Below are 25,865 nucleotides of genomic sequence, written 5' to 3' on the forward strand. Positions count from 1 at the left end.
TCTCATAATTTTAATTGGGAAAGGGAGGAAAAAAATGGTTCAAATCAAAGTAACACCTGAAATGCTAGAAGAAGTGGCTAATCGTGCAAATAATACCAGAATCGCATTAGAATCTATACATAATAATTTATGTAACGAAATAGATCAGTTGTGTTTTCAATGGATTGGAGCCTCTAATCAACAGTTCATTCAAATGTTTAATGATGCAAGACCAAAAGCTTTTACATCTATCAATTCACTTATACAAGTAGAAGAAGATTTGAAGCGAATTGCTGAAAAATTCCGCAATGCAGATAATCAAGATGTTACAATGGAAGAAGGTGCAATGTGTGGTAAACCTTCCTCTGAAGAAAAAGGTTTTGATGGCGGTAAACTAGCTCGAGATATAGCTGGTGAAATAAGTGGTGAGTATGATATTAAAAGAGCATGGGATGGAGTTGATCCATCTACTGGCGAAAAACTATCAACCTGGGATAGAATCTTTGCAGGTGGAATGGCCGTAGCTGGTCTTACACCAGTCGGGAAACTTGCTAAAGTAGGAAAAGGCGTTAAGATGACGCATGCTGCAATAGAAAGTAAAAACCTTTTACGAGGAGAAGATTACTTAAAAGCAGCAACAAGACCAAATGGTATCGGTAAACCACATATTGGTGAGAACGGAAACTTAATCCCAGCAAATAAAGAAGGGGTGTATAAAGGCCGACAAGTAACTGTAACTGAACATATCTTAGGTGGATATCGCAGAGGAGCAAAACATAATAGTCCTTATACTAGTTTCTCGATAAAACCTGAGGTTGCAAGTAATTATGGTAAAAATATTATTGATATTGATTTACCTGCTCTAAGAAAGGGGATTAGGGAAGGTGAAGTAAAAGATGTTGCTATTTTAAGCCCTAAGCAAATAGAGCGTTTAATAAAGCAAGATTCCGCAACTACAGATCACTGGAAAAATCTCGCTTTAAATTGGACTAAAAGGGATACTGAATACCTTATTAGAGGAGAAATTCCTAGTAAATATTTTAACATTAAGAAGTGAGAGGGATATTCGCTATGAAACTATACTTTAAAGATATACATTTAGGAGACATTTCAAATGCAAATGGTGATGGTTTTTGGATGTATGGAAATATTAATTTCACTAATAACATTTCTGATTTCAAAGAGTTTCTTAACAAAATGGTAGATGAAAATAATCCGCCTTTAGATGATGTAAATCCAATCCTATTGGATGAAAATAATTGGTTTGTATCTAAAAATAATCAATTAGAGAGAATTGGAATACCTGCCGTCTACTTTGATTCAAATGAAATAGAATGGCGTTGGAGATAAATATAAAGGTTCTCAGTTAAGAGAACCTTTTTCACTTCACTCACATATACATAGGTTTCATTTGCTATTACATAGTATATTTCACTTAACTTCATACCACCAACCTTTACGGTCAAGGTATCCTTTTATCGCTTTAATCTGTACATCTGATGTTGGCTCAGAAACAAAATACGTTAATCCATCAGATTGTAATTTGAAGTTCGCTGTCATTTTAACAGATGTTAAAGCTTGCATAACATCTTGAACCTCATACGGTGAAAAAGCACCTGATTGGATGATGTTTTGTTTAGTTTCTTCCGCTTGCATTTGCTCTTGTGCTGCTCCAGTAAACCAAGATAATGACTTGCTTCCAATAAGTGAATTAAGGTCACACTTGCCAATACCAGGTACATTTCCTGTTTCTGTGTACTGCCAAATGTCGCAAGGATACGCTGGCTTATTACCGCCATAACGCGGAATCCATACAAAATCACTTTTTACGTTCACCATACCAAAGGGTGCATACATATGATGCCCAACATATAAACCGACTTTCTTAGCCCCTAATCGGTATAACTCATCGATAAACGCCTGTGTTCCTGCTCTCATATCATTCATTGTTTTTACTTCTACATCTGCAACCCAAACTGTAGCGCTCTTATCACCACGACTCCAGAAATCTTGTGCTTCTTTCTTCGCATCAGCGATAGAAACGAAACGGCAAAATGCATAGTTACCAAAAGGAATGTTATGCTGCTTCATACTTTGTACATACCCTTTATAAAGTGGATCCACATAATTTGAACCATCTTGTACTCGTGCAATTACAAAATCCAAATACTGTTTTGCTACTGGCCAGTTAATATTACCGTTCCATTTTGAGATATCTACGATTTGTCCCATTATTGCTCATCTCCTTTTTTATCTTTTTGTTTACCACCCAAGATCTCCACGGCATTCGTTAATGCTTGTGGAAGCGGAACTCCCATGCGTCCTGCATTTTCCAAAAGAGATAACAACTCGTTTCCGATAAAGAAAAAGATTGTTGCTTCACGAATTGCGCTGTTTGTTCCCATAACTGCATCAGCTTGTGTGGCTGCTGCGACCAAAAGAAAAAGCACCACCTTTTTGGCGATGCCTTTAAAACCAACCTTACTTTTTAGCTCTCCATTAATTCCTGCTGCGAATACACCAGTAATATAGTCAATTGCTGCCATGATAACAAGAACTTTCAATGTTGTATCCCACCCTCCCAAAAAGTATCCGCAGAAGCCACCAAAAGCAGCTATAAATGTTTTTCCCATTACATCAATGCGATCCATTATTCCGCTCCTTTCCAAAATAAAAGAAGAGAGCGGAATTAGCTCTCTTCTTTTATAAAGCCTTATGCTCTATAAAGTTATGGCATTATGAATTGTTACTAGATAAAACTATTTTTCCTTTACCAACGCTAAATATATTAAATAGGAATTAATTACAGTTAAAGATTATTCAAGAATTAAATCTCTAAACCAATCCCCTAATCCATCATTATCCTTTTCAGCCAATTCCGGATATTTCTCTAATAATTCCTTCATTAAGTTTCTTATGACATTATCCATATTTGTAGCTAAACTTGCTAATTTACCATTTTCTCTACTATATCTACCGACAAGCTTTGCTCCATGAACGTATGCTGATCTTAAATCATAAGCTTCTCTAATGATATTATAATTGTTCTTTTTCTCTTCCAAATCACCACCTATAATTTTACAAGCCCGTGATGATACTTGAAACTTCAATTCATTGTTTGATGTAGATAATAATGTTTCCATTGCACTTATTAGTGATGTTATTTTTTCAGGAACAAAAGATTGTCTTCTAGCTAAAAATATAAATCGCAATGCTCTGAGGAATCTATGGTCTTTCGTATAAATCTCATGGCTATCATCTTTTATAAAACCTTGTTCAATTTCTTCACCTGTTCTATCCTTCCCGGTTAAATGCGGTCTAATTAAACCCATCCATTTTAGTGCTTCATCTAACTCTTCACTTGAAAAAACAGTTTGACATTGTTCCCCTAAGGCATTTGTGTTTGAATCAGTTGTTGAGCGTAGTGCCACAGCCTGTCCTTTTTCGTGTTTTTGAATAATGTAGATGTTCCTTCTACTTACACTATTATCCTTAACAAACCACAGTGCCATTAACCAACCGTCAAGCATTGCTATGCTATTTGAAATTATCGCAGGAATATTTACAGGCTGATATTCAGCTGGAATTTCATCTATATTTAGAGAACTGTAAATGTACGCATGCTCCATTAGACTATCAACTTCAATTTCTCCAATACGCTTAACAAAGTAATCATCTAAGAAATTATCATTTAAAAATTTCTCTTCATTTGTTACATTAAAATCACCAAAGGCCTGTTCGTGCTTAGTATTTTCAAATCCTATTAATGAGCCAATTAAATTTAGGTACACTATGTTCTCCCCCTATATATATATTATAAACTATTATATATTACATATATATAAATGGGAATGATATCCTCTTTAATTTTTTATGGACTGGGTTTTATAAATCCAACAAAGACAAGTTATAATTTAGTCCATTTTGTATTACCCGAATTATCAACGCCTAACTTCCAATAAGAACCGTCATCCGCTAGCAGAATAATCCCTTTTGTTTTATCACCGAATCGCAAATCTCCATAAACGGTATTATCTGATTCTGTATTTACAAATACTTTTGGGTAATCATCGCCAGTCGTGGCGAAAATCCGATTCACCCGGACAAGAGTGTTTTGATTATTAGAAACGGAAATGGTAAAGCGTAGTTTAAATGTGTTTGCGGATCTTGCTGCGACATGAATTACATCTGAAGTATTTCCGTTAATATTTGATAGTTGAACGTATGCACCGTTTAAGCTGGTAACACGTTCAATCTTTATATTTTTCGGCGTTTCAGTCCATCCAAACTCAATGCCAACAGATTCTAGGAATTGTAGTGGTTTATCACCGAAATCTATTTCGATAATGGCTGGTTGTTCGGTTGTAGGGTTTGTCCATCGGCAGAACTGCTCCCTTCTCATGCTAAACATGGCCCAAATGTTCCCTGCTGATTTTGGAGTGCCTGGCAGGTTTACCTTGTATCGTTTATCGGCAAGGAGCAGGACATCGTCTTGATCTCCCACCATAATCTTTTTATTTGGTAATATTGGTGGGAATGAAATTTCAGGTAGTTCCCGTTGATATTCTGTGTAAGGCAGGTACGCTTTTCCACCGTGTTTTGTACTCGTCATCATCACTCGGCTGATACCAATTTGTTTATTAGCTAGATTACTTCCCCAACATTTAATCCTGATTTTTGTACACTTATCAACGGAAGCCCAAGGTGCAGATACGGCAATAGCTTGGCTTTTATTGTTTTTGGTCCAGTGTACACCAATCCATTGCTTACTTAGTTCATCATATAGTTCCATTTCAAAGCCTTGCGGTTGGCTCCCCCATGAACTCATGACAGTAAGAAAAGCTGCGTAAATAATTGGATCGGAAAATGTATTAATTTCAAGCACAATTGGATTTTCATACGTGGCGTTCTTTGCATCAAAAGTAATCCCTGCTTCTGTATCAAACGTGAATATATCCGTCAGTTCGCCATCTACAATAGGATGCGTTGAAACTTGCGTAACGGTGTACCCTCGCTTATGACCATTTACTAAGTAGTCATCCTGATTTCCAATGAAATTCGGTACATACGGTAAACTAATCGGCAATGCATTGATTCGCTTATCCGATACGTAGTTGTTTGGGCTTGGAAAACTGTTCATATACCCGTTATCTATCCACGCTTCTGTAATTTCAGCGGCCATTGGGCTTACAATCTGATTAAACCTTGCAGACTTCGTAAACTCATACGCTGCTTCTGTAGGCTTTAATTTGTGTATATCCCAGCCGAATATATCAAAACGATTTGTACCACCTTCGCAGTAAATCAAACGTTTTGTTCCTGCTTCTGCTTGGAACTGCACTTGGTCAAACAGGTTTCCACCTACATCGCGTGGTACTTTTGAATCTCCTTCAAGATATAATCCGTATTCGAAATTCATAAGCGTGATTTGATGGAAGAAGTTCGCATTTACCCAAGCCATATCGGCTTCTTTTGTTATCTTTGGATCAACACGTAAATGAATACCTTTCTGCATGTTTGTAATCGTAATGTTGTTACATTTTACGTTATCGATGTAAGTCATTGGTTCAGTAGCTTCCATAAGAATCCCTGTACCTGTCCATCCTTCAGTTGCTCGTTTACCAAGAATATTTATATCTTTCATCATGTGCGTTTGCTCATAGAACTGAAAAATATCAGATGCATTTAAGTAAATACCAGCTTTCGTGAATGGTACCCTCATATATCTCAAATCAATGTTTGCACCTTCTAAATAGGACTCTGGTTTTAATTGGATTACATTAATATCAGCTAATGGCATTAAAACTGCATTTGGTGCAAAAATCATTCTTACTTTCGGTGGTACAACAATTGTTTTCCTAATCCCATACACACCATCTGGTATAAAAATAGTTTTCACTTTAGAAGTTTTTGCTTTTTCGAGCATTACGTCAAAAGCAGGACTATCATTTGAGCCATCTGCTTTTGCACCAGTAGGGTAAATTTGATACAAAAAACCACCTCAATTTTGAGCAAAATAAAAAAGCCCACTATTGTGCGCTTAACTCTTTTCACTGATACGATTCATATGTTTCGCTTTGTCCTCGTAATGATCCATAAACAGTAGGTGCTGTTTTTGGCATGTCGTATACAAGTACAAGTTTATTCGTTGCTACCTCAAAAGATTTATATAGTCCACCTGCACCATTTTCCTCTTTTGTATGATAATATTTTCCATCCCAAGATACTAATTTTGATAAATTATATGGTGGTGTTGTTTCGGCAGTCAATTTCATGTTCTTGTCGAACTCTAAAAGGGTATTATTTCCTAATCCTCTGTAGTATCTGCGGAAGAATGTTTTATCTTTTTCTATTCTGGCTAGGTAAATTTCATCCCTTTGATTACTTGTTAATGGTGTCGTATACGTTGTTACTAGCTTTTTACTAGTGTAATCAATGACTAACCTTGTATACGTTTGATTCTGCTTACCTATTAGCAAGTCGCCATTTGAATAAAATCCTGCCCTCTTAAAACTATCCTTAATGTTATTTGTACTGATTTCAAATAAAAACTCTAAATTTTTATTATAGAATTTAAACCCAGTTTCATATTGAAGCGCAATGATGCCCTTTCTTTGATGAACTTCCATATAGCCTTTGTTTTGATTTTTCACATTTACAACACCAGTAATAGATTTTTTGTATTTTCCTTTTTTATCGTACAAAGTCATTGTGTCAGTTGGATAGTTCATGACTACAATATCTCCATTTGGAAATGTTGAGAAATCGCAGTTTCCATATAAAGCAGGACTCGTATTTGGTATAAGTGTCGATTCTTGGATTACCGCTACTTTAGTAAAAGTTTTCATATCAACTAGATGTAATTTTAGAAACTTCCTATCTGACTCATATTCTTCAAAAACACCAAGATTCACAAATGGTGCCACAGACATACTAAGAGATTGTGGTATTAATGTCTTTCCCCCACTGTATACTAACTGCAAATTCTTATCGTATATTCTGTGATCAGGATAAATAAATTGTAAGTCCCACATTCTTTCCTTATTACCAATCCCATGTGGGAATAAATTCTCTGATACTTGTTTATGTGCAAAATGTAAATCTAAATAAGGCACTACTGCAGCACCTCACTTGTCACATCACCATCAGCATCATAAGTAATGACATATACATCTGTTCCGATTACAGTTGATCCGTTTTCCGCATAGAAAGTAATGGTTTGTTTTCTGTAACTCCCGTTTGTATCTGAATCACTTAATACTGCTTTTCTCGCTAGTACACCAGTTTTTGTTTTCCATTCTACTGTTGCAAAAATTCCGTTTGCTGTTTTATTTGATCGGTACACACTCACTTTAAGTTGCAGATTCTTTAATATATCGCCTATTTGTTGCAATGCAGCTTCAACGGTATCCTCCGTGTAGTAATTTTTCGAATCAGACAAGTTAATATCTGCTGCATTTCTCTTTGGTAATTGTGTTGTAGGTACTTTTCCTGATCCATCAAGAGTTGCAATCCCATTAGGTTTACCAATTTTATCTTCCGTATTTTGCTTTAATAATTTAATAGCATCATCTGTATACTTGTTGACCGCTTTTTTTAATTCATCTAAGTTCCCACTCAGCATAATTAAACGATCAATATCAAGAAACGCCTGTACAAGCACTTCCCTACTAACAAACTCATTCCCAAGAGGTAGTGACATTTTCAAACGATCTGTAATTATAGGCATATTTTTCACAACCTTCCTGACTGTTTACATTTCGCTATATCATCCCAAGTTAACTGTAATTCTTTTACTTTATCCCATGTCATTTTGTATCCTTCAAACTCATTCCAAGTTGTATACGTAAAGACATAGTTAATATCGATATGAGCTGGCACAATGCTACGCAACGCAAACTGAATATCATTAATATTTGGTGGTATCCCAAGCTTACCGACAAAAGAAATATTTATCGTGTAATTTGGGATATCCTGTTGTATATCAACTTCTCCATATTCAAATGACTCTGCAACTTTTTTAATTAAAGGGATTCTCGTTACACCTGCACTACGTTGTTTACTTAATACGAATGATATCCTTTGATTCAGCGGCTTATTTTCATCAACACGAATACTGTATTCTCGTTCCCAATCACCAATGCCCCAGGTAGCAGTTTCCACACGCATTTGAGCTTTTGTATCCTCAAATTCTTGTTCTTCTGAAATCTTCTCATCAGCAGCGATTTGCATTAAGCTATTAAATAAATAAGAGCTGCGGTATTCTTTCATGGAATGCTCAAGCAGTTGCTCTACTATTTCATCACGGCGACTCATTAATGATTACCTCGCCTATCACTGCTATTTGGCCTGAAGTAAGAACAACATCTTTTTGCAACCCATTAAGCACCATTTCATTGACTCTCAACGGTTTAAAAACATCTACCACAACTGCTCCAAGCTTTAAATAATTGACAACATATGACTCTTTTAAAATCGATTGTCTGCTTGCATCATCACGCCAATATGCTTTGTTGCATTCTTTTAAATACTCGTTAGCTTCTTTAATGAGATTCTGCTTATTTACTTCTGTATTTCCTCCTGGTGGTACTTTCACAGTGATATTTATCTTCACAGGTATGGCAGGAACGACAAAAACACTCGATCCTACAGGTGCTTTTCCATCTCCCATTTCAATTGTTGGGTTTAAGACTTGCTGAACTTGTTGGATCAGTTCTGGCGTGGCCGGAACGAAACTATAATCACATAACATAATTTCTACTGTTCCTTTTCCCCTTGCTACTGGGAATACGAGCACACCACCCACATTTTTCACACTAAGTGACCAGCGGATGTAATCTCCGATATTACCACTATTTGATGACTCTCTTAAATAAGCAAAGTAACGAGATCTAAAGTCATCATCACTTTCCGCTTCTTCTCCACCTGCTATTTTTTCAGGATTTCGCACACTAGAAACACCGAAAATAGATTCACCCAAATCGACTGTTCCGATTGATGTGTTTCCGATAATACCGGGCGTAACACATTCAACTTCTACTTTTGCAATTCCATCTGCACCAATTACAGCTTCTTCAAGCTGCTTATATTCGATGATCTTATTGTTTAATTCATAGCGGATGGAAATATACGTAGCGCCTTTAATAAGCTTAGTCCCTTCATTACCTTCCACAATCACAGGGCCTCTTGCTTTTCTTGCTGGGTAACGAGTAAGAGGCGTTTTATCTGCTACAACTATATCTAGTTCAATACCAGTTGCATATTGAGCAAAATTGGATTGATGCCATTTCAGAAACTCTTCTCTTCCTGCTTTACGCTCTACTGCAATTGGTTTTAGCACATCATAAATAAATCCACCTTGTCTCTTGTCCCATTTTTTATCGATTTTACTCAGCATTCGGTTCATAATATCGGATTCTGATTCTCTCCACCATGTAGGTATACTCAATACATCACTTCCCTTATAGGGATATTTCCGTAGATGGTGTTAACAATGTAAGAAGCAACAAATACATCGTTCTCATCACTTTGTCGCTCAATTTCAATGACACTTACATCCACAACCCGTTCATCGTAAATCAAACTATCTCGAATTACTTCTTTTAAGCGTAGTATTTTCGCTTCCTCATTCAGTTCCTTATCGATGAGTACATTACGTGCTTCAGAACCGTAAGCGTCCGTATAGACACGGTAAGTGTTTCTAGGAACAAGGTGAATTTTCTCAATGAGATTTGCCATGCCAATTTGGCCCTCTTCTACTTCTACAACCCCATTACTATCCGATACAAATTCTCCTGCTCGGAAATCAAATAAAGGAGTTAAATAGCCTGTGATTTCTTCGCTATTATGCTCTTCCTCATCGCTACCAAATGACCAATCAATTTTCGGTAATAAATTAGACATACGTGTTCACCACCACCCATATTGCATCTTTTGTAGGGAATCGGTTCCGAAGTAATAACACATTCATTCCGGCTGGTATCGGCCAGGGGCAAAATGTTTGCGAAGCAGGATATTTTATAGAACTGTCTGCCAATAAAACATAATCGGAACCAGTGTATTTACAAACAGACACCATATCATGCAATGGCCTTACTACATACTGCCGATCAGTGGCCCTTGTTCCGGCGATACGTTGCACAAGTACCGTTTCTTCTTTTCTAAACTTTGTATATGGCATAACAAAAAACGCACTTGATAACACCTTTGATGAACCATGTATTTGAATCGTTACATTTGGCTCACCAGTAATAACCTTACCAAGAGAAAACATGCTCTCTTCTTTTTTGCTATTACCATTCTGTATATGTGTTAATATCCGCTCGGCCCCTCTCACTTCCTCACCTACCCTTCATCTTTTTGCGTTTCTTCTGGCGGAACATACACCTTATTTGGTAAAGCAGCTGTTTTTGCTAAATCCGCTTTGAATACAACTCGGTTTTTATAGACATCATAAGTAGCTTTCCTAATATAATAGCCACCTAAAATTGTTTCTGTAGGGTCCTCTAAATAAATATAGTCACCAGACCAAAATCGTTGTTCTTCCAGACTATGCACATGCTCAATGGATCTCGATACATCTGGCAATCCTTGAACCTTGAGCATACTATCGGCTCGACTTTGAGCAGCTGCTTCCGTTTCAGCACCATACTCTTCTACCGTTGACAATGGACCATATTTTCTTATGGAATCACTATCAGATTGAAATGCCACAATGTTTTTTTCACGATTGACTACCTTTATCCGGTTCTTTATATTTTCAGAGGAAACTTTTTTCTCTACATTCGTTATTCCAGGACCTAGCACTGGAATTAATTTAGGCGGTGTCCATTCAAAGACACGTAAGCCTTCAGGTTCAAAGCGTACCCAATATTTCTTTCCTGTACGAAGCTTACTCTCATGCAGAACGATAATTAACATTTCATAAACACTTTCCGCATTATTTTTTTCTAAATACATGAGCGGAAAGACAAAGTTTATATCTACCATTTCTTTTACCGGATAACTGTATCTATCTAAAATTTCTCGCATGATTTGTGTAGCAGTTCGATTTTGAAAAGCAAACTCATCATCGGATTTCACTAGATTAAACAAATGATCATACGCTGTAATTTTCACATCTTTTCCATTTGCATCTTGATATGACCGGATAAGCCCCTTAAACCAAACTTTCTTTCCCACTTTTATCTGCAACGGTTTCCCGTCTAAATCTTTAAAATCTTTTTGGTGTACGAGTGCGAATTCTACTTTTACTGGACCCGATTCATAATCATCATCAAATTGAATTGGAGGGATAACGGCGTCTGTTACGTCCATTTTGCCTATTAGCACTTGAAGCAATAGAATCCCTCCTAACTCAAATTACTAGCTAATACATAGCCGTGAGTATTGCTCATTTGAATGAATAACCATTCTCCCTGTTGATTCCGCACAAGTGTAACCGTGTCACCTTTCTTTACAGTTCCGATAACCTTTCCATTATGAGAGGGAACATCACGTACTGCTATCATATAGGCGTCACCTGTTACTTTTGCCGTTTTTAGCACGTAGTTTTCCATATTATTTGATGGTGGCCGAATGACTTCACCATTCCCATTTAAAACACCAAGTTTAATATCTCGGTATTCTTTAAATGCAATTGAAAACTCAATATACCCTGGCTTCTCTATCCAGTAATCAAAGGTTTTCAATAACATTTCTTTTTGGTAATTCAGTTCTGTAATATAAAGAACAACCGGTTCTTCTGCTTTCTTTATCTTTTCAAGTGCAGCTATCGCCTTGTACGGATCATGCCGGACTTCTTCGCCATACACTTTATTAAAAGAAAAAAAGGAAGTCCAGGAGACTTCCTCTAATCCAGTTCCATCGGTAAAGGGAATAACACCCCGATGTAATGTTTGTACTTCTGTAATTTGGGTGTCCCCTCCTTTTGGGCCAATACCTGAAGGAGTTACGGGGAAGGTCAGCTTTGCATCCTTCGTTATAATAAAAATCACTGTTCCATCACCCCTAAGTTTACATCTGTTCTTGCATTGCTTACATCATCCATTTTATCCGCTACATAGTTGAGGAATTTATCTGCTAATTCTTTAAATGTTGCATCATCTGCATTCATCGCTCTTGCTGTATCTGCTGATATAGTTACGTTGAACTCATTTTTCACGTTGCTCTTATTAGAATTGTTTACGTTGTTTGATGTGTAGGATTTACCTTTTCCGTCAGTTGCAAAAGGAATGCTTGATTTCTCAGATACATGTTCTGCAGCTTTTACAGCCATATCCGTTTTGTGAACCATACCAAGCGCAATACCTTCTGTTACGAACTCCCCTTTTTCAAACATTAATCTTGATGGTGAATGCATATCAAAGAATCCAGTTACAGTACTTGCGATACCACTTGCAATATTACCTACCGCATCCCATGCCGCTGAAGCCATAGAAGAAATACCATTGATTAACCCATTAATGATGTCTTTACCGATTTGGAATAAGTCGATTCCCTTAAATGTGTCAACAATGATGTTCCAAATATCCACTGCCGTTTGACATGCTGCGTCAAACGCCGCACGCCATTCTCCGTGGAATAAATTTGATACAACTTTAACAACGCCTTCAATTATGCGGCCTCCAACTTGAACTGCCGTTTTTATTAGCCCGAACGCAATTTCAGTTGCGCCAGACACAATTGGCATTACCGCTTGGAAAAGGCCAGACATAAAATCTAAACAATTTCCAACGATTTTGGCTACTGTGTCAAAAACTTTACTTGCAATCGACATGATTTGCGAGCCATGTTGGGACCAGAAATCAGAAATTGTAGATAGACAAGTACTCACTATTTTCCATAAAACGCTAGCTACCGTGCTAATTGTCGTCCAAATTCCGCGCCACGCCATAGATGCAAATTTCATAATTTGAGCGCCGTGTTGGGACCAGAAATTTGCGATTCCGGTTAAAAGACTGCGAACAACAGAACCGACTCCGGTTAGGTACGTACTAACCATTGATTTCAATACTCTATATGCTCCGGATGCATACTGGACAATTTGTTGACCGTGTTGAGACCAAAAACGGCTCATACCAGCACCGATAGTACGTACCGTTGACATGACTCCATTCATTCCGTTAGTAACGGCCGTTCTGACACCATTTATGATGGTAACGGCACTACGAATGGTTTGTGGTGAGAGTCCAAGAGAACCTAAGATGGATACACCTTTTCCGGTATTTCCACCGAATAAGGCTCCGATCCCTTTTGTAAACTGTCCTAAGTTGGACATTTGTTGTTTGATCTGATTAATAGCGTTTTTAATCCCATTTGTTACTGTGACGATGGTTTTTGTAGCTTCAGGTGTGAACCCTAAACGACTAAGAATTGAAACACCCTTACCTTCATTTCCTCCAAATATCGTCTGTACGCCAGACCAGGCAGTTGCAAGGAATGCTTTTACCTGATTTACTTTCACCATCAAAGAATCGAATGCAGCCTTCACACCATCTATCGCAGCATAAACGATACTTCTAAAGGTTTCACTGTATGACCAAAGAAGTGCGATTCCTATAGCTATTGCGGCTATAACACCAATTACGGTCAAGGCGGTTCCTGCTACACCTAGCAATGCCCCTGAAGTCATTCCCATTGCACCAGCTAGTAATGCAAACCCCTCAATAATACCTGGTAAGAAACCAAGTATTAAAAGAACTGGACCTGCTAATAACAGAAACACCCCGACAAGAGCAAGGATAACCGTTAATACCGTTTGTACGGGTCCTGGTAACGCATTAAACGCATCTGTCAGCATGCCTAGCCCATCAGCAATTATACGAATCATAGGGATAAGTGCATTACCTACTGAAATTTGTAGCGTTTCAAAAGAACCGGATAACTGGTTAAGTGAACCATTTAAGTTATCCTGCATTTTTTTTGCAGTATCAGCAGCGGCTCCGCCAGAATCTTTCAACCCTTGCGTTAGCTTTTGCAGTTTATCCGGTCCTGCTTCTACCACTGCCAACATACCAGAAACCGCTTCTGTACCGAAAATCGCTGATAAAGCTGCCGCTTTCTGTGCATTCCCCATATCTTTTGTCGATTTACCAACCTGACCGATAATATCGTGAAAAGGAAGCATTTTCCCTGATGAATCTTGAATTGTAATACCCAAATCAGCAAGAGCTGTTCTGGCTGATTTAGGTGGATCAGATAAACGTAATAGCGCAGCACGTAACGAAGTACCTGCTTGTTCACCTTTAATTCCAGAATCCAAATTGTTATCGTACAGGCTCTTTATCCTGTACCTCTTACAGTTTCCTGCAAGTTCAGACTATATCTTCACCTACAACCATATTGTTTAGGTGGTGGGTTCTCGTGGGTGTTTCATCATATACGATGTATTTAGATTACTTCACCTAGTCGTTACACCTTCCTACCATTTCTAATAGGCTCGGCTCGGTATTTTCTTAGGTATATAATATTACCCTTAGAGTTTCACCGAATTCTCCCACTGTTTTATGCTACTGATTTCTCAGTAACCGACCAATTTTGTTTAGCCATAATTCCAGTTGCAGCACTTAATTCTTCTAAAGAAATTCCAAGCATTTTCGCAACTGCTGCTGCATATTTAAAGCTGTACTGCATGTCCAAGATACCTGCAGCTGATTGATTGGCAGATTGAGAAAGTACATCCGCTATATGAGAGGACTCTTTCGCTTCCATACCAAAAGCATTTAAAGCAGCGGCTACCGTTTCAGAGGTCATTGCCATATCTTCTTGTGCGGCTTCAGAAGCAGCGATAATACCAGGCATTGCACCGATAATATCATTTACCTCGAAGCCTGAAGCGGCTAAGTTCTGCATACCTACTGCAACTTCACTGGCTGACTTTGTAGTGGATGCTCCTAGTTCTTTGGCAGTTTCAGTTAAACTACCTAACTGATTTCCTGTCGCACCAGAAATCGCCCCAACTTTAGCCATTTGCGACTCAAAATCAGCTGCTACTTTTACACTTGAACCAAGTCCTGCTGCAATGGCTCCACCTGCAATCGTGGCGGCTGCACCTGTCGCAAATAAAGCTCCGCTGGCTTGATCTAGCCCTTGTAGCATTGTTGCTTGTCTTTCGCTTACTCCACCAAACCTATCACGCAGCGCAGCCATACTGTTTCCAGCATGTTGCGCACTAGTGGCGTTTTGATTTAACGCAGAGTTCATTTGGTTAATCTGTTGGGTTGCTTGTTGCATTTCCCTGGTCAATTGCTCTACTTGCGTTTCTAGAGTATTAATTCTTTGAGCAGATTGTTGTAAGTCCCTTTCCATCGTCTGTAAATGTTGTTCTAATTGGTTTACTTGTTGTGCAGATTGTTGAAACTCTTGGCGTAATTGTTGCATTTCGTGCTCAAGCTGATTTACACGTTGCGTAGACTGATTTAAATCTGTATTCAAATGTTGCAGATTATTACCAAATTGCGTTGTACCTTGTGCTGATTGGTGCAAATGGTTTGTTAGTTGCACAACATTATGATCTAACTGCGATGTGCTTTGTGTTGCCTGGTGAAGCGGTACAACGTTTGTTCCTTGAAACCGTAACGCTGTATCTAATTCTCTTGCTGCTCTTGCTGTTTGCTCCATGTGTTGCGTCATTTGACGTAACGGGGCAGACATCGCATCCACTAAACTTATCTTACCTGTTACCTGTTTTTCACTCATAAGTCACCGCCCTTCATTCTTGGGCCGCAGCGGCTTTTTCATCTAGCTCGTCTTGATACAAGCAGGAAGCAATTAAAAAGACTTTCTTCTTACGGTTCATAAGAAAAAAGTCTTCTGGATCAATATCCTTGTGTTGAAAAAGCCTGTGGGCCCATGAAGCCATAGGATCGGTTTTAATTAGTTTTTTACTGCATCAATCTCTTCTTCCATTGAATCTTGACCTAAGCCGGATAATTCAACAATAAATTGTGTTGCTTTTACAATACCGCCTAATGATAAAATTTTCGGTACAATAAACTCAGGGTTTGGTACAGCTGCTCCCACTTTTTTCTGTAACTCTGGTGAACTCCAATTAATATTCGTTTTTGTTTCGTCTGTAGCTGCAGCAATCATTAAAGCATTGTATTTCGCTTCATTCATTTGCTCCAGAGGTGGCATACCTTTCTTTTGAGGGATTTTTGTAGTAGATGTTTTACGAATTTTTTGTTCCACTTCAGCATCTACAGACTTCATAGGTAATTTAAGATATTTACCATCAATTGTTTGTACTGTTATGTCACCGCGGACACGATCATCTGTATTAACTGCAAATAAATCATCTAAACTTGCGTATTGAACTTTTGTTAACCCACCATTAATTTCAGTCATAATAAGTATTCCTCCTAGCGTTTTTCACGCGTTATTTTATGTGCAAAGAAAAAAGAGAGGTTATCCCTCTCTTTACTCAATAATTTCAAAATCATCAAACGTAAACGGAAAATCATCATCAACTAAGTCTTTTACTTTAAAGCCTAGTAAAGTTACTTCATCAAAGCTCACACCTTTAAAGGCCACTTTCATATTTGCACCCTGCGCCATTTCATCAGGATCATGATAGTCTCCAATCAATGTGAATGTTTGGTCAGGATTCTTTAGAATGCGTATCGCTAAGGCTTTCGCATCTTCATTGTGATACATTTTTAATTTCCCTGAACCATTACCACCCATGATACGATTTCCATCTAAGAAAGCATTTGCGCGTTCCACTTTCTTTTTATCGAACTTAATTTTCCCTTCAAATTCTGATACTCCTGCCCATTGTTCTCCTGAATCATCATATACTGCACCGTACTTCCCACGGACAATGCTTCTAGGGTTTACGACTGGTAAATTGTTATCATACAAAGACATCTAGCAGACCTCCTTAGGATACCTTGTTTTTGTTGTACACTTTTTCAATCGCATCAACAATTGTGTACTCAGTGATAAAGAACGCTTCATCTTTATACACCGGCTTGCCAAGGTCTTGCGTATGGCGTGGATCTTCATAGCAATTGAATGAGCCTAATTCAATGACTTCTTCTTGCGCTAATCTTTCTAATAACTCATCTTTAATTGCTTGAGCTGCAGCAATACGTTTCGCTTGCGTATTCGCTTTTGAAATGTATCGGTTAAAGATAACTTCTTGTGCATTCGTAATGTAATCAATACCAAGTACGACCTTCACCTTTTGCAGTGTACGAATTGTTGCAGCCGGATCAGACTCTTCCGACATACCGATTACTGCATCAAGATTTTTAAGTGTCGTCATTGTATTAACTGGCGTGTTAAAACGTACTTTCTTACCTTCTTGGAAGAATACTAAGTTTCCAGTAGCAATACGCCCTTTTGTTTCCTCAACAGAAAGCTTCTCAACCCAAGTAAACGGCGTTGCTTTCTGTGCCACGCTCTCATTAAGTGGGCATGATAAAAGAGCTGCAGCCATGTATACCGCAACTTCATGTGGCGTATATAAACGCTCATCAATTTTTGCTTTTTGTACGCAGTTCGCGATACCGTAATAATCAATATCTGTCGAACCTTCACCAGCTGTATAACCTGTGATTAAACGACCAGATACACGAGAAGTTTGAACGAATTGTACTAGCATTGTTTTTAATGCTGCATCTGTAATACCATCAAATGTAATACCATCAAACACTTCTGCTTTTGCTAGATTTAAAAAGTCACTGTAGTTTTCTGTTTTTACTACTTCACCACTATTACCACCAACAAGAGGGATATTATTCGCATCTCCAACTGTTGTTTCTGTTTTCCCATCAATTTTGGAGATTGTAATGTATGAGCTGAATTTTGTTTTCGTAATTAGTTCATCGATTGTAGCAAAGCTAACACGATCTAGCTCATTCGTACCTTCAGTTAGAATCAATTGTTTTACTCCCGTTTCACCTAACTGTGGACGAACAGTGACTTTAAAACCGTTTCCGCGAGTACCTGCATACTTCGCAGTCACATTAACTGTATCTAACGCAACTGTTGCCTTTTTCGCACTAGCAGTTGCTAAACGCATGACTTTTAATGTTTTTAGCTTTGTTTTGCGTGCTAAATCCACTAAATGTGCAGTTTGTCCAAAGAACGGATTATCATCGAATGAATTTAATTCAATCATTACATTCTCAGGACCCCAATCCGCTTTAATTGGCATGATTAACGTACCACGAGCCGTATTATCAACTGCGCCTTTTACTGTCAGCTCTGCATAAGAATAAAAACCTGTTTCCAGTTCGTGTTTCCCATCTTTAAACGGTTTAGCCATGCTACTTCACCTCTCTATTTAAAAATGCAGTAATTTTCTTTTGTGCTGTATTCACATCTACTTCTTCTAAGTCAGAAAGCGCAGCACCAGCAACATAATTTGGAACATGAAATAACTCTTCTGCTTTCTCCACTACCTCTTTTACCGGGTAAAGAACAACAGGAGCAGCTTGTTTTTCTTCTTTACTTGCCATTACAGCCACCTCAGTTCTCACTTAATCGGATATTGTTATGAACTTTACGCAGGATTTCATGGTGCTCCACAAGTTCAATGAAACGCTCACCTTTTACAGTGAAGGTCCACACATCAACATCAGCTTGCTTTGCTTCAAACTCAACATCCTCCAAACGGCCTTTTGTTTGTTTGAAATTCTCATCTACTAATGGAATGTCATATTTGCATCCCATTAATGCAACTTGCAACTTCGTTTGAAATTGCAGCGCTTGTGTTTCTGGTGTTTCTTTATCCAGGAACAATGTACCGTGGATCAGTGGTCGATAACGATGAAACCCTACTGAATCCTGATACGGTTTACCGACTGGCGTTTGTAAATAGAAAAAAGGAAGCTCTGTTTCCTGCCTCCTTCTTGTCGTATATCCTTTTATGCCAGTGGTAGTTTGAATGAATTTTAGTACACTAGTTAAATCACACGAAACCAAGTTCATTCATAATCTCTCCCACTCTGTCTTCAAGCCAGCGTAATGCTTCCGGCTCAAATTCATGCCAAGAGTCTTCTAACATATGAGTACCTTCTACCCATTTCCCTGCTTGTTTAGCGGTTTCTCGGCTCATTCCACTATGCCTTGTACGATGCCCCGCTTCCACGTATTCGGCATAGAATAAGTTTGAACCAACAACAATTTCGATTCCTTCTCCTATACCTACTTTCAAGAAAACGGAACCGTCACCATTTACACCTGCACCAGCAGATAAAAAAGAGTTTCGCAATGCTCCTTTATCAACTGGCGTTTTCTCTGCCACCATCGACATTAATTGTAGTGCTAATGCTTCAGCCCATAATTCAAGCATTTTCGGCAACCTACCTTGAATAACGCTTTTCATTTGGTGCATCCATTCATCGAATCCCTCAAGAACAAATCCACCTTCCATACCACCACTCATACTGTTACCTCACCTTTTAGGTCAATCTCAAAATGATGAATGCCTAACCGGTCAGTTACTGGATATGGATGTGAAGCGATATAGCGGCCTAAAACATATTTTGTCTTCGGTTCGTATATATCGATTGTATCTCCTGCTTTTATGCCAGGATAAAGCGTGTGAATGAAGACGACATTATCAATTTCGACTCTGCCAATTACTTCATTCACTTTGCTTTGGTTTTTCTTAACAAGAGCGCATGGCTGATCAGTAGCAAGTTCTTTTAATACTTGCTTACTGTCATACTCACTCCCATCAGAAACAATACGAGAAACCGTCATTCGGTGAAAAAGTATCGATTCATATCTAATCAAAAGAAAAACACCCCTGACTCGTCCTCTGTTTGCATATATGGCTCAAGTAAATCCATTGCAAGGCCACGATAAGATGTACCTTTATCAGCAAATGTTTCTTTGTAATCAGAACGCTCAATACTCTTCACCTGTTGCGGTTCTTTCTCGTCTTTCACAAGATAACAGACGGCAAGTTTGATATCATCAGGGACTTGCTCATCTATTTTCTTCACTTTTGAGCGCACAAAAATAGAAGCTCGTAACAATGCGGCTTCCAGATCACTCACGTTATTTAGTTCAGCAAATAGGCTTTTCGCTTCATCTGCTGTAATTAAGCTCTTCATCACACATCAATTTGCATTACGCCTGAAGGATATGAAAGCTCAGGGAATGCAGCTTTTCCGATTTCGATGAATTCGTTTTCTGTATTCTGTTCTCTCCAAGGTTTCACATACACTCCAGGTTGTCCTTGTTTTTCAACTGTTGGACCTTGAACTGTAGAACCTAATGTAGTCTTACCTTCAATACCAAGGAATACAACACGACGTTCTGGTAAATAACGCTCTGTTTTCCCATCTTCAAACGTGATTTCTAAATCATTTGTTGTAATCGGTGGGATGTTCCAACGTGATAAGTAAGTCGCTAGTTCATCAGGTGTTACCATACCACCTGCTACCCCTTTGATATTCCCGATTGTTGATTTAGCTTGCAGAATATCAAGGTAAGCTGAGTTAGACATATGAATCGCTAATGGACGGCGACCTGCGTTTGCTTTCTTGAACTTCTCAATCCAATCTACAAGGTCTTTAATTGGATTTGATATCTCTGGATCACTCCATTTTTTCGTTGCAGCGATTGCTTTCGGTACATCAAACGCTAAATCTAACGAGAATCCATCTAAATCATATTTAATTTTACCTTTGTATAATACAGACGAACGTAGATATTCTTCTGTCTCTTCCACACCTAACTTTAAGTTATCGATATGGTTAAAAGCACGATCAATAACTTGTTGGCGTTCTTTATCAAACTTTGTATTTAAGATTGTTAATTGGTCTTTTTGATCAAAACGGTAACGATGTGAAAGCTTCGCAACTTCACCAACTGCACGCTCTAAGCCTTGCTTGTCACGTAATGGTGCAGGCGTACCAAATTCCACTAAGTTCGCTGCGACATTACTGTTCTTTTTAAAAATGTCGTATGCAAATGTAAGTCCGTATACATCCTTATCACGAGGTAAGAACGGTAGTGTTTTTGATTCAAATGGTATTGTTAAATTTTCTACATAACCAATTAAGGTTTCGCGTTTAAATTCATCTAATTGTAAGATACTCATTCAGCTTCACTCTCCTTATCGAATGTCTAACATTTTTGCTTTTGCTTTAAATTCCGGTGTAATCGCAGGGCATTTTGATTCTTTCACATAGCCACCAACAAGTCCCACTGTTTGCATATCATTTGTATCGATGCGAATATCACGGAATAATAATGAAACTTGTTCATTTGATGCTACATCCTTCACTTTGTCAAAAGGACGCGTTTTCTTTGTTGTTGCATCAAAGATTAATGATGTGCCGGCAGGAATAATACCTGCTGTAAATGCAGTGTAATCTAGTGTTACTGTGACTGTTTTTAAACCAACCACATCACGTAGGATCTCTTTGCCAGAAACAACAGTATCTTTACGTATATTTAGATTCAATTTGCTTCACTCCTTATTTTTGTTGTGCTTGACTACGACGTTTTGCTAACTCTGCACCCAAATCATAGTCTGTTTTCGATGCAGGTGGATTTCCACCGCCTGGTGCAGTACTTCCAGGTCTTTGTTGCCCCCCACCTCCTTGACCGCCTGGTGCCGCTTCCTCACTTTCAAACAGGAATGACTTCTCTGCCTTTACCTGTTCCAGTACTTCTTTCATATTCGTGATTTCACCACTATCAGGATCCGTTTGTAATAAAGGCTTCACTGTAGCAAATAGAATATCTGCATCATGTGGCTTATATGAAGCAGCAGCTTTTACAAATGCAAGTTCTGTTTTCAAGCCGCCGTTTTCTGATGACAGTGTTTCATTAGTAGTACGTAATACAGCATCAGCTTCTTCTTTCGTTTTCGAAGCGCCTAATTTATCTTGTAAGTCTTTTAATGACTCCACACCTAACGTTTTATACAATTCTTGCTTTGCTTTTTGTCCTGCCGTTTTTGTTGCATCAGTAAGCTGTGTATCCAATTGCTCCTGCGTATATGTCACAGGTGGATCTGTTGGTGGTGGGTCTTGTGGTGGATCAGCTGGCGGATTCGGTTCCGAAAAGTATTGGAAGTTTCCTAAACGTAATCTCAAAAACTTATTTGTATTAATCATTTTCAAAATAATCAACCTCCTAAAATACTATATAGATATATATTTATTTATCTATATCAAAATATACGAAAAACAAAAGACTAACCTAAACGGCTAGTCTTTTGTTTAAATGAAACAATTATATATTAGATATAGTTATGGATTTTTAATGTTAACGGGGAATCATAGGATAAAATGTTCTATAGAATGTTTCTCCCTCTCCACATTGAAGCACAACTTTTAAATTATATTTTTCTCCATTTATAGTCATAGGCAGGTCCTTTACAAATTCTCCACATCTGTCATTATTTTGTGGAAGTGTCATAAAATAACCTACTGTGCCCATAGCTAATAATCCCTCTGCACTTAATCCTACAAAGAAGCCACCAATTTTTTTATGCAAATCTAAACCACGCTGATCATCATTATCTTTTAACAAATAATTATAACTTATAGTAATTGCTTCTGCATAATTACTTAATTCAGTTGCCTGAACTTGTACAGTTTTAAGGAAATAGATTCGATCTTCATGTTTTGTAACATCATAAGGGCCATCATTTAAATAATAGTTATACCAGAAATGATGCCCATCTAGAACTCCACGACGTCTCATAGATTGTTCACCTAAAAAGACATGTTCAAACACAGACGTACTTCCATGTTTACGTGGTTTAAACCAGATATTAAATAATTTTTCTATCCACTCATCATCTGAAGAACCAATATCATATTGTCCCTCTAAATAATTTCTTGCAACCTTCATAGGTTCGGTATTTATCGCATACTTTAAAAACTCTTCTATTTCACTAATTTCTTGCGGATCAAATACTTCTTCCTTTTTAGCCTTTGCAACATAATTATCAAATAGCTTCTCGATTAATTCATATGATTTTTTTTTCTTAATATGAACATTTGTAAGAACATTTACTTCATTACGTGCATTAAGATCATGATTTCCACTCGGAGAATCAAACGGATCTAAATCTACAAGTAAATAACCTTGTGAATCCTCAACACCATTTCCTTCTCTTCCCTTAATGAACGGTAACAAACCACTATCTTCCATATCAGCTTTCCAAATCTCATTCCATGGCATAAAAAAACCTCCTATAGTTTTAATTGAAAATCAAAACTATTATGGGCAGGTCTATAGATTTATATGCAGTAAAAAAATAAATTCATAAATTGATATTCTTATAAATCTTTAGATTAAATTAATTAATGGTAATGTTTACCATTTTCAGTCATCATAAATATTTATATATTCATATTTTTATTTTTATATTTATCAGAATATAGTAGTTTTTGTTCTTCTGCATATTCTTCAAAGTTCTTCGCATCCGTACGATACGTTTTACCAGTACTCGTACTTCTTGCAGCACGTTTACGATTTGAATTATCAAAACCTCGTATAACCGCTACAAACGTTCTCCTGCAATTCGGGTGTTCTGTAGCTGGAATGCTTTTTGCTTCTTCTACAGAGAATTCCCTACCATCCATCGCCTGGCATTTTTGGCACGTTCTTCTGTCCAGCGTTTCAAGCACCTTCATAGCCTTGAGTAACTCCATACCCATTTCATTACTGCGCTTATCAAAATCAGTCATGTATTCTTTCTTCGCTTCATTACTAGCCGTAATAATTTCAGAACGTACAAGACGTTCGCTCTTATATGCTTCTTGACCAATTCGCTTCTGCAGCTTAACTGTAGTTGTACGAAAACTCTCCCCACGCTGCATAGAATTAACTAATGTTGTACGTAAATGCTCTTTAAAGTTCTCTGTTTGTCCCCACAAATTATCCGAAAAATGACCGTGACCCCAATCCTTTTCTAACAGTACTTTAATAGCACGTTCCGGTATTACGGGAGGAACAATAATGTATCCTTGTATATGAGCAGCAGCGATGTAAGAAGCAAATGCATAATCAACAACACCGACCGTTTTTATAGAGTTAGTAATTACACCCGTTACTTCTCCATTCATACGATCAATACTCATTTCCATCTGCTTTAGGATTGCTTCTAAATCTTTCCCTCTCCTGATTTCATCCCAATCCCATGCATCTTTAGGAGAACCTAAGCTTGTTTTTGTATATAGGTATGATAGTTCTTTTTCAATGTCTTGTAAGAACTCTGCATACACTTCAAGCAGCATACGAATATGCTCATCCTTAAAACGAATGAGCTTTCTCTGCTGTTCTATTGCCATTTCCTGAAGTTTTCTTAGTTCTTCATGATTCATAACTCATCGTCCGTTTTATCGCTCTTCTGCATGCGTTTATCACGGTTTTTGATGTGGTTATCAATGTTCTTCAAGTCAACGATTTTACTTTCTGCTGCTTCTTGTTCTAATCGATTCTGTTCTTCTTGTACATCCTCAACAAGTGGATTCTGCTGAAGTAATGTAAAGTTTGATAATCGACCTTCTAACTTATTAAGCATCTCTATGATTTCTTTCACGTTTTGTGGTTTATTACGGTGAATCTCCCACCAGATCCACTTATGATTGTATAATTCGTTATTCTCATTTCGTGGATTCAATATTTCTTTTAACACTTCTGCCGGGTTCTTATTACCATTCTCAATTAATTTCTGTGCATTTAGCATTAAAGTAATGATCATAAACTTACGTCTAATGTATCGTAGCAGGTATATTTCCTTCTCATTCACTTGTAAATCAAGTGGAGCGTACAATTGCTCTATCGCCACGCCGGATAAATCACCAAGCGCTTCCTGCTTATATATTTTAGGTAACTGCGATGTTTCAAAGATTGAATCAATCATTGTTTTCGCTTGCCATTCAATTGGCTCGTTCTTCATATCAGCAATTAGATATTTTGCATCGACTGGTTCTCCTGGTTCTCCTTTTATACTAATTGCACGAGCCTGACGCATTTTCATTCCTTCTTCCGGAGCAACTTTAACCCCGTTGAACAATAAATACGGATCACAGAATACGTCTAATCGATTTGAGTTATCCGATATCAAGCGTGCTAATTCTTCAAGTTGTGAAATGATATCGTCCGATAAATTACTCGGGCCATACTGAACCATCCCACCTCTAGGTTTAGCGAATTCCCCATTTTGAAAATACGCAGCAGGTACGATTGGAATCGAATGTGGCATTGGATTTATTTTATAATCACTATTCAAATTAAAAGTACCGTTCTCATTGATTAAATACGTTACTGTCGTATCATCGTACACTTCCACATGTTCAATTTCTTCATCGCCAACTTTGGTTTTGTAACGATGAATAGCAGCAAGCATGTCCCCTTTATGATCAAACACAGGAAAGCATTCATTGATAACATAAGACTTGTACCTAATCTCGCCCATCGCATCAAAATAAAAAAGGACTGTGCCAGCTCCTGCAATCAATCCTCGTTTCGTATTCAAATAATCAACCGCATGGTCATCATTTTCTTCCAGTACATACTTTAATTCATCCCTAAATTGTTCAACTACTTCTTTACTTGCTCCGTTATCAATGACTGTATCTGGTACATCATAACTTACTGGTTTCCCTAGCATATATGAAGTAGGCATACCACAAATTAACTTGGAGTAATTGACTACAATTCGATGGTTCGGATCATCTGCTCGTTTCGGTTCTCGCTTTAAAATATCAAAATCACCATCAAATACCTTCTGCCTTTTTTCAACATCAAGCAAAAGCTTATCGTGCTCTTTCAAGATTTCATTCAGCAATTCCCAATCCTTCTGCTTTAGCTTTTCTGTATAATTCTCCTGCACACTCACACCTCCTTTTCGTTTAAAAAGGGTGCGGAACCACTCTTTTAAGCGTTCAAACATAACG

At 37.8% G+C, this 25,865-nt stretch carries 31 protein-coding genes; 2 read left to right on the forward strand and 29 right to left on the reverse strand.

Translation table 11 applies throughout. The features are described 5' to 3' along the window. Positions 1 to 34: 34 nt before the first annotated feature. Positions 35 to 1,036, forward strand: a complete 1,002-nt coding sequence (locus DN393_RS13750; RefSeq protein ID WP_149173642.1) for a WXG100 family type VII secretion target — start codon at positions 35 to 37, stop codon at positions 1,034 to 1,036. 14 nt (positions 1,037 to 1,050) lie between these two features. Continuing rightward, positions 1,051 to 1,329: a hypothetical protein gene (locus DN393_RS13755; RefSeq protein WP_149173593.1), complete on the forward strand. Its 279-nt coding sequence runs from the start codon at positions 1,051 to 1,053 to the stop codon at positions 1,327 to 1,329. Positions 1,330 to 1,410: 81 nt separating this feature from the next. On the opposite strand, the gene DN393_RS13760 is transcribed toward DN393_RS13755, so the two are convergent. The 29 genes from DN393_RS13760 to DN393_RS13895 all read right to left on the reverse strand — a co-directional run bounded on the left by DN393_RS13760 (position 1,411) and on the right by DN393_RS13895 (position 25,861). Beyond that, positions 1,411 to 2,211: a GH25 family lysozyme gene (locus DN393_RS13760; RefSeq protein WP_149173594.1), complete on the reverse strand. Its 801-nt coding sequence runs from the start codon at positions 2,209 to 2,211 to the stop codon at positions 1,411 to 1,413. Further along, positions 2,211 to 2,630, reverse strand: coding sequence for a phage holin family protein (locus DN393_RS13765; protein WP_149173595.1), 420 nt, complete (start codon positions 2,628 to 2,630; stop codon positions 2,211 to 2,213). The genes DN393_RS13760 and DN393_RS13765 overlap by 1 nt, the downstream gene beginning before the upstream one ends. A gap of 165 nt (positions 2,631 to 2,795) precedes the next feature. After that, positions 2,796 to 3,770 carry a HEPN domain-containing protein gene (locus DN393_RS13770; protein WP_149173596.1) on the reverse strand — a complete coding sequence of 325 codons (975 nt, stop codon included), beginning with the start codon at positions 3,768 to 3,770 and terminating at the stop codon, positions 2,796 to 2,798. 116 nt (positions 3,771 to 3,886) lie between these two features. After that, on the reverse strand, positions 3,887 to 5,971 hold the full coding sequence (locus tag DN393_RS13775) for a hypothetical protein (protein ID WP_218944222.1): 2,085 nt from the start codon (positions 5,969 to 5,971) through the stop codon (positions 3,887 to 3,889). A gap of 58 nt (positions 5,972 to 6,029) precedes the next feature. After that, positions 6,030 to 7,094: a hypothetical protein gene (locus DN393_RS13780; RefSeq protein WP_149173597.1), complete on the reverse strand. Its 1,065-nt coding sequence runs from the start codon at positions 7,092 to 7,094 to the stop codon at positions 6,030 to 6,032. Then, positions 7,094 to 7,708 carry a hypothetical protein gene (locus tag DN393_RS13785; protein WP_149173598.1) on the reverse strand — a complete coding sequence of 205 codons (615 nt, stop codon included), beginning with the start codon at positions 7,706 to 7,708 and terminating at the stop codon, positions 7,094 to 7,096. Before DN393_RS13785 ends, DN393_RS13780 begins: the two co-directional genes overlap by 1 nt. Before the next feature lie 5 nt (positions 7,709 to 7,713). Next, the gene (locus DN393_RS13790; RefSeq protein WP_149173599.1) at positions 7,714 to 8,295 is read right to left on the reverse strand and encodes a putative phage tail protein; all 582 of its coding nucleotides are present in this window, start codon (positions 8,293 to 8,295) and stop codon (positions 7,714 to 7,716) included. Beyond that, entirely contained in the window at positions 8,282 to 9,427 is a 1,146-nt protein-coding gene (locus tag DN393_RS13795; protein ID WP_149173600.1) for a baseplate J/gp47 family protein, read from the reverse strand. The genes DN393_RS13790 and DN393_RS13795 overlap by 14 nt, the downstream gene beginning before the upstream one ends. Further along, positions 9,424 to 9,882 carry a DUF2634 domain-containing protein gene (locus tag DN393_RS13800; protein ID WP_149173601.1) on the reverse strand — a complete coding sequence of 153 codons (459 nt, stop codon included), beginning with the start codon at positions 9,880 to 9,882 and terminating at the stop codon, positions 9,424 to 9,426. The genes DN393_RS13795 and DN393_RS13800 overlap by 4 nt, the downstream gene beginning before the upstream one ends. Then, positions 9,875 to 10,315, reverse strand: coding sequence for a hypothetical protein (locus DN393_RS13805; RefSeq protein WP_149173602.1), 441 nt, complete (start codon positions 10,313 to 10,315; stop codon positions 9,875 to 9,877). Before DN393_RS13805 ends, DN393_RS13800 begins: the two co-directional genes overlap by 8 nt. 8 nt (positions 10,316 to 10,323) lie before the next feature. Beyond that, positions 10,324 to 11,310: an XkdQ/YqbQ family protein gene (locus tag DN393_RS13810; protein ID WP_472926285.1), complete on the reverse strand. Its 987-nt coding sequence runs from the start codon at positions 11,308 to 11,310 to the stop codon at positions 10,324 to 10,326. Positions 11,311 to 11,330: 20 nt separating this feature from the next. Next, positions 11,331 to 11,975 (reverse strand): SH3 domain-containing protein, encoded by a 645-nt coding sequence (locus DN393_RS13815; RefSeq protein ID WP_149173604.1) that lies wholly within the window; start codon positions 11,973 to 11,975, stop codon positions 11,331 to 11,333. Next, positions 11,972 to 14,242: a phage tail tape measure protein gene (locus DN393_RS13820; protein ID WP_179958512.1), complete on the reverse strand. Its 2,271-nt coding sequence runs from the start codon at positions 14,240 to 14,242 to the stop codon at positions 11,972 to 11,974. Before DN393_RS13820 ends, DN393_RS13815 begins: the two co-directional genes overlap by 4 nt. Positions 14,243 to 14,484: 242 nt before the next feature. Further along, positions 14,485 to 15,678: a phage tail tape measure protein gene (locus DN393_RS13825; protein ID WP_218944223.1), complete on the reverse strand. Its 1,194-nt coding sequence runs from the start codon at positions 15,676 to 15,678 to the stop codon at positions 14,485 to 14,487. 13 nt (positions 15,679 to 15,691) lie between these two features. After that, complete coding sequence (locus DN393_RS31540) at positions 15,692 to 15,841, reverse strand: hypothetical protein (protein WP_179195063.1); 150 nt, start codon at positions 15,839 to 15,841, stop codon at positions 15,692 to 15,694. A gap of 14 nt (positions 15,842 to 15,855) precedes the next feature. Then, positions 15,856 to 16,326 carry a phage tail assembly chaperone gene (locus DN393_RS13830; protein ID WP_149173606.1) on the reverse strand — a complete coding sequence of 157 codons (471 nt, stop codon included), beginning with the start codon at positions 16,324 to 16,326 and terminating at the stop codon, positions 15,856 to 15,858. 72 nt (positions 16,327 to 16,398) lie between these two features. Beyond that, entirely contained in the window at positions 16,399 to 16,848 is a 450-nt protein-coding gene (locus tag DN393_RS13835) for a phage tail tube protein (protein ID WP_088046725.1), read from the reverse strand. 13 nt (positions 16,849 to 16,861) lie between these two features. Then, a complete protein-coding gene (locus DN393_RS13840) occupies positions 16,862 to 18,253 on the reverse strand; it encodes a phage tail sheath N-terminal beta-sandwich domain-containing protein (protein WP_149173607.1) in 1,392 nt (463 codons plus the stop codon). Between the two features lies 1 nt (position 18,254). Next, positions 18,255 to 18,446, reverse strand: coding sequence for a YqzN/YkzM domain-containing protein (locus DN393_RS13845; protein WP_088046727.1), 192 nt, complete (start codon positions 18,444 to 18,446; stop codon positions 18,255 to 18,257). A gap of 10 nt (positions 18,447 to 18,456) precedes the next feature. Then, the gene (locus tag DN393_RS13850; protein WP_098102643.1) at positions 18,457 to 18,918 is read right to left on the reverse strand and encodes a hypothetical protein; all 462 of its coding nucleotides are present in this window, start codon (positions 18,916 to 18,918) and stop codon (positions 18,457 to 18,459) included. Next, positions 18,899 to 19,375: an HK97 gp10 family phage protein gene (locus DN393_RS13855; RefSeq protein WP_149173608.1), complete on the reverse strand. Its 477-nt coding sequence runs from the start codon at positions 19,373 to 19,375 to the stop codon at positions 18,899 to 18,901. The genes DN393_RS13850 and DN393_RS13855 overlap by 20 nt, the downstream gene beginning before the upstream one ends. Next, positions 19,372 to 19,728 carry a hypothetical protein gene (locus DN393_RS13860; RefSeq protein ID WP_088046730.1) on the reverse strand — a complete coding sequence of 119 codons (357 nt, stop codon included), beginning with the start codon at positions 19,726 to 19,728 and terminating at the stop codon, positions 19,372 to 19,374. The genes DN393_RS13855 and DN393_RS13860 overlap by 4 nt, the downstream gene beginning before the upstream one ends. Beyond that, entirely contained in the window at positions 19,725 to 20,051 is a 327-nt protein-coding gene (locus DN393_RS13865; protein WP_098102645.1) for a hypothetical protein, read from the reverse strand. Before DN393_RS13865 ends, DN393_RS13860 begins: the two co-directional genes overlap by 4 nt. Beyond that, a complete protein-coding gene (locus DN393_RS13870) occupies positions 20,051 to 21,043 on the reverse strand; it encodes a major capsid protein (protein ID WP_088046732.1) in 993 nt (330 codons plus the stop codon). The genes DN393_RS13865 and DN393_RS13870 overlap by 1 nt, the downstream gene beginning before the upstream one ends. Before the next feature lie 15 nt (positions 21,044 to 21,058). Continuing rightward, complete coding sequence (locus tag DN393_RS13875) at positions 21,059 to 21,409, reverse strand: hypothetical protein (RefSeq protein ID WP_088046733.1); 351 nt, start codon at positions 21,407 to 21,409, stop codon at positions 21,059 to 21,061. Positions 21,410 to 21,422: 13 nt separating this feature from the next. Further along, positions 21,423 to 22,067 carry a phage scaffolding protein gene (locus DN393_RS13880; RefSeq protein ID WP_242069224.1) on the reverse strand — a complete coding sequence of 215 codons (645 nt, stop codon included), beginning with the start codon at positions 22,065 to 22,067 and terminating at the stop codon, positions 21,423 to 21,425. Positions 22,068 to 22,218: 151 nt separating this feature from the next. Then, entirely contained in the window at positions 22,219 to 23,142 is a 924-nt protein-coding gene (locus DN393_RS13885) for a hypothetical protein (RefSeq protein WP_088046735.1), read from the reverse strand. A 161-nt stretch (positions 23,143 to 23,303) separates the two neighbouring features. Next, positions 23,304 to 24,287, reverse strand: coding sequence for a minor capsid protein (locus DN393_RS13890; protein WP_149173609.1), 984 nt, complete (start codon positions 24,285 to 24,287; stop codon positions 23,304 to 23,306). Then, a complete protein-coding gene (locus DN393_RS13895) occupies positions 24,284 to 25,861 on the reverse strand; it encodes a phage portal protein (RefSeq protein ID WP_149173610.1) in 1,578 nt (525 codons plus the stop codon). The genes DN393_RS13890 and DN393_RS13895 overlap by 4 nt, the downstream gene beginning before the upstream one ends. Positions 25,862 to 25,865: the final 4 nt, after the last annotated feature.

Origin of the sequence: Bacillus sp. BPN334, assembly GCF_008368885.1 — a bacterium.
In the GTDB taxonomy this organism is placed as follows: domain Bacteria; phylum Bacillota; class Bacilli; order Bacillales; family Bacillaceae_G; genus Bacillus_A; species Bacillus_A wiedmannii.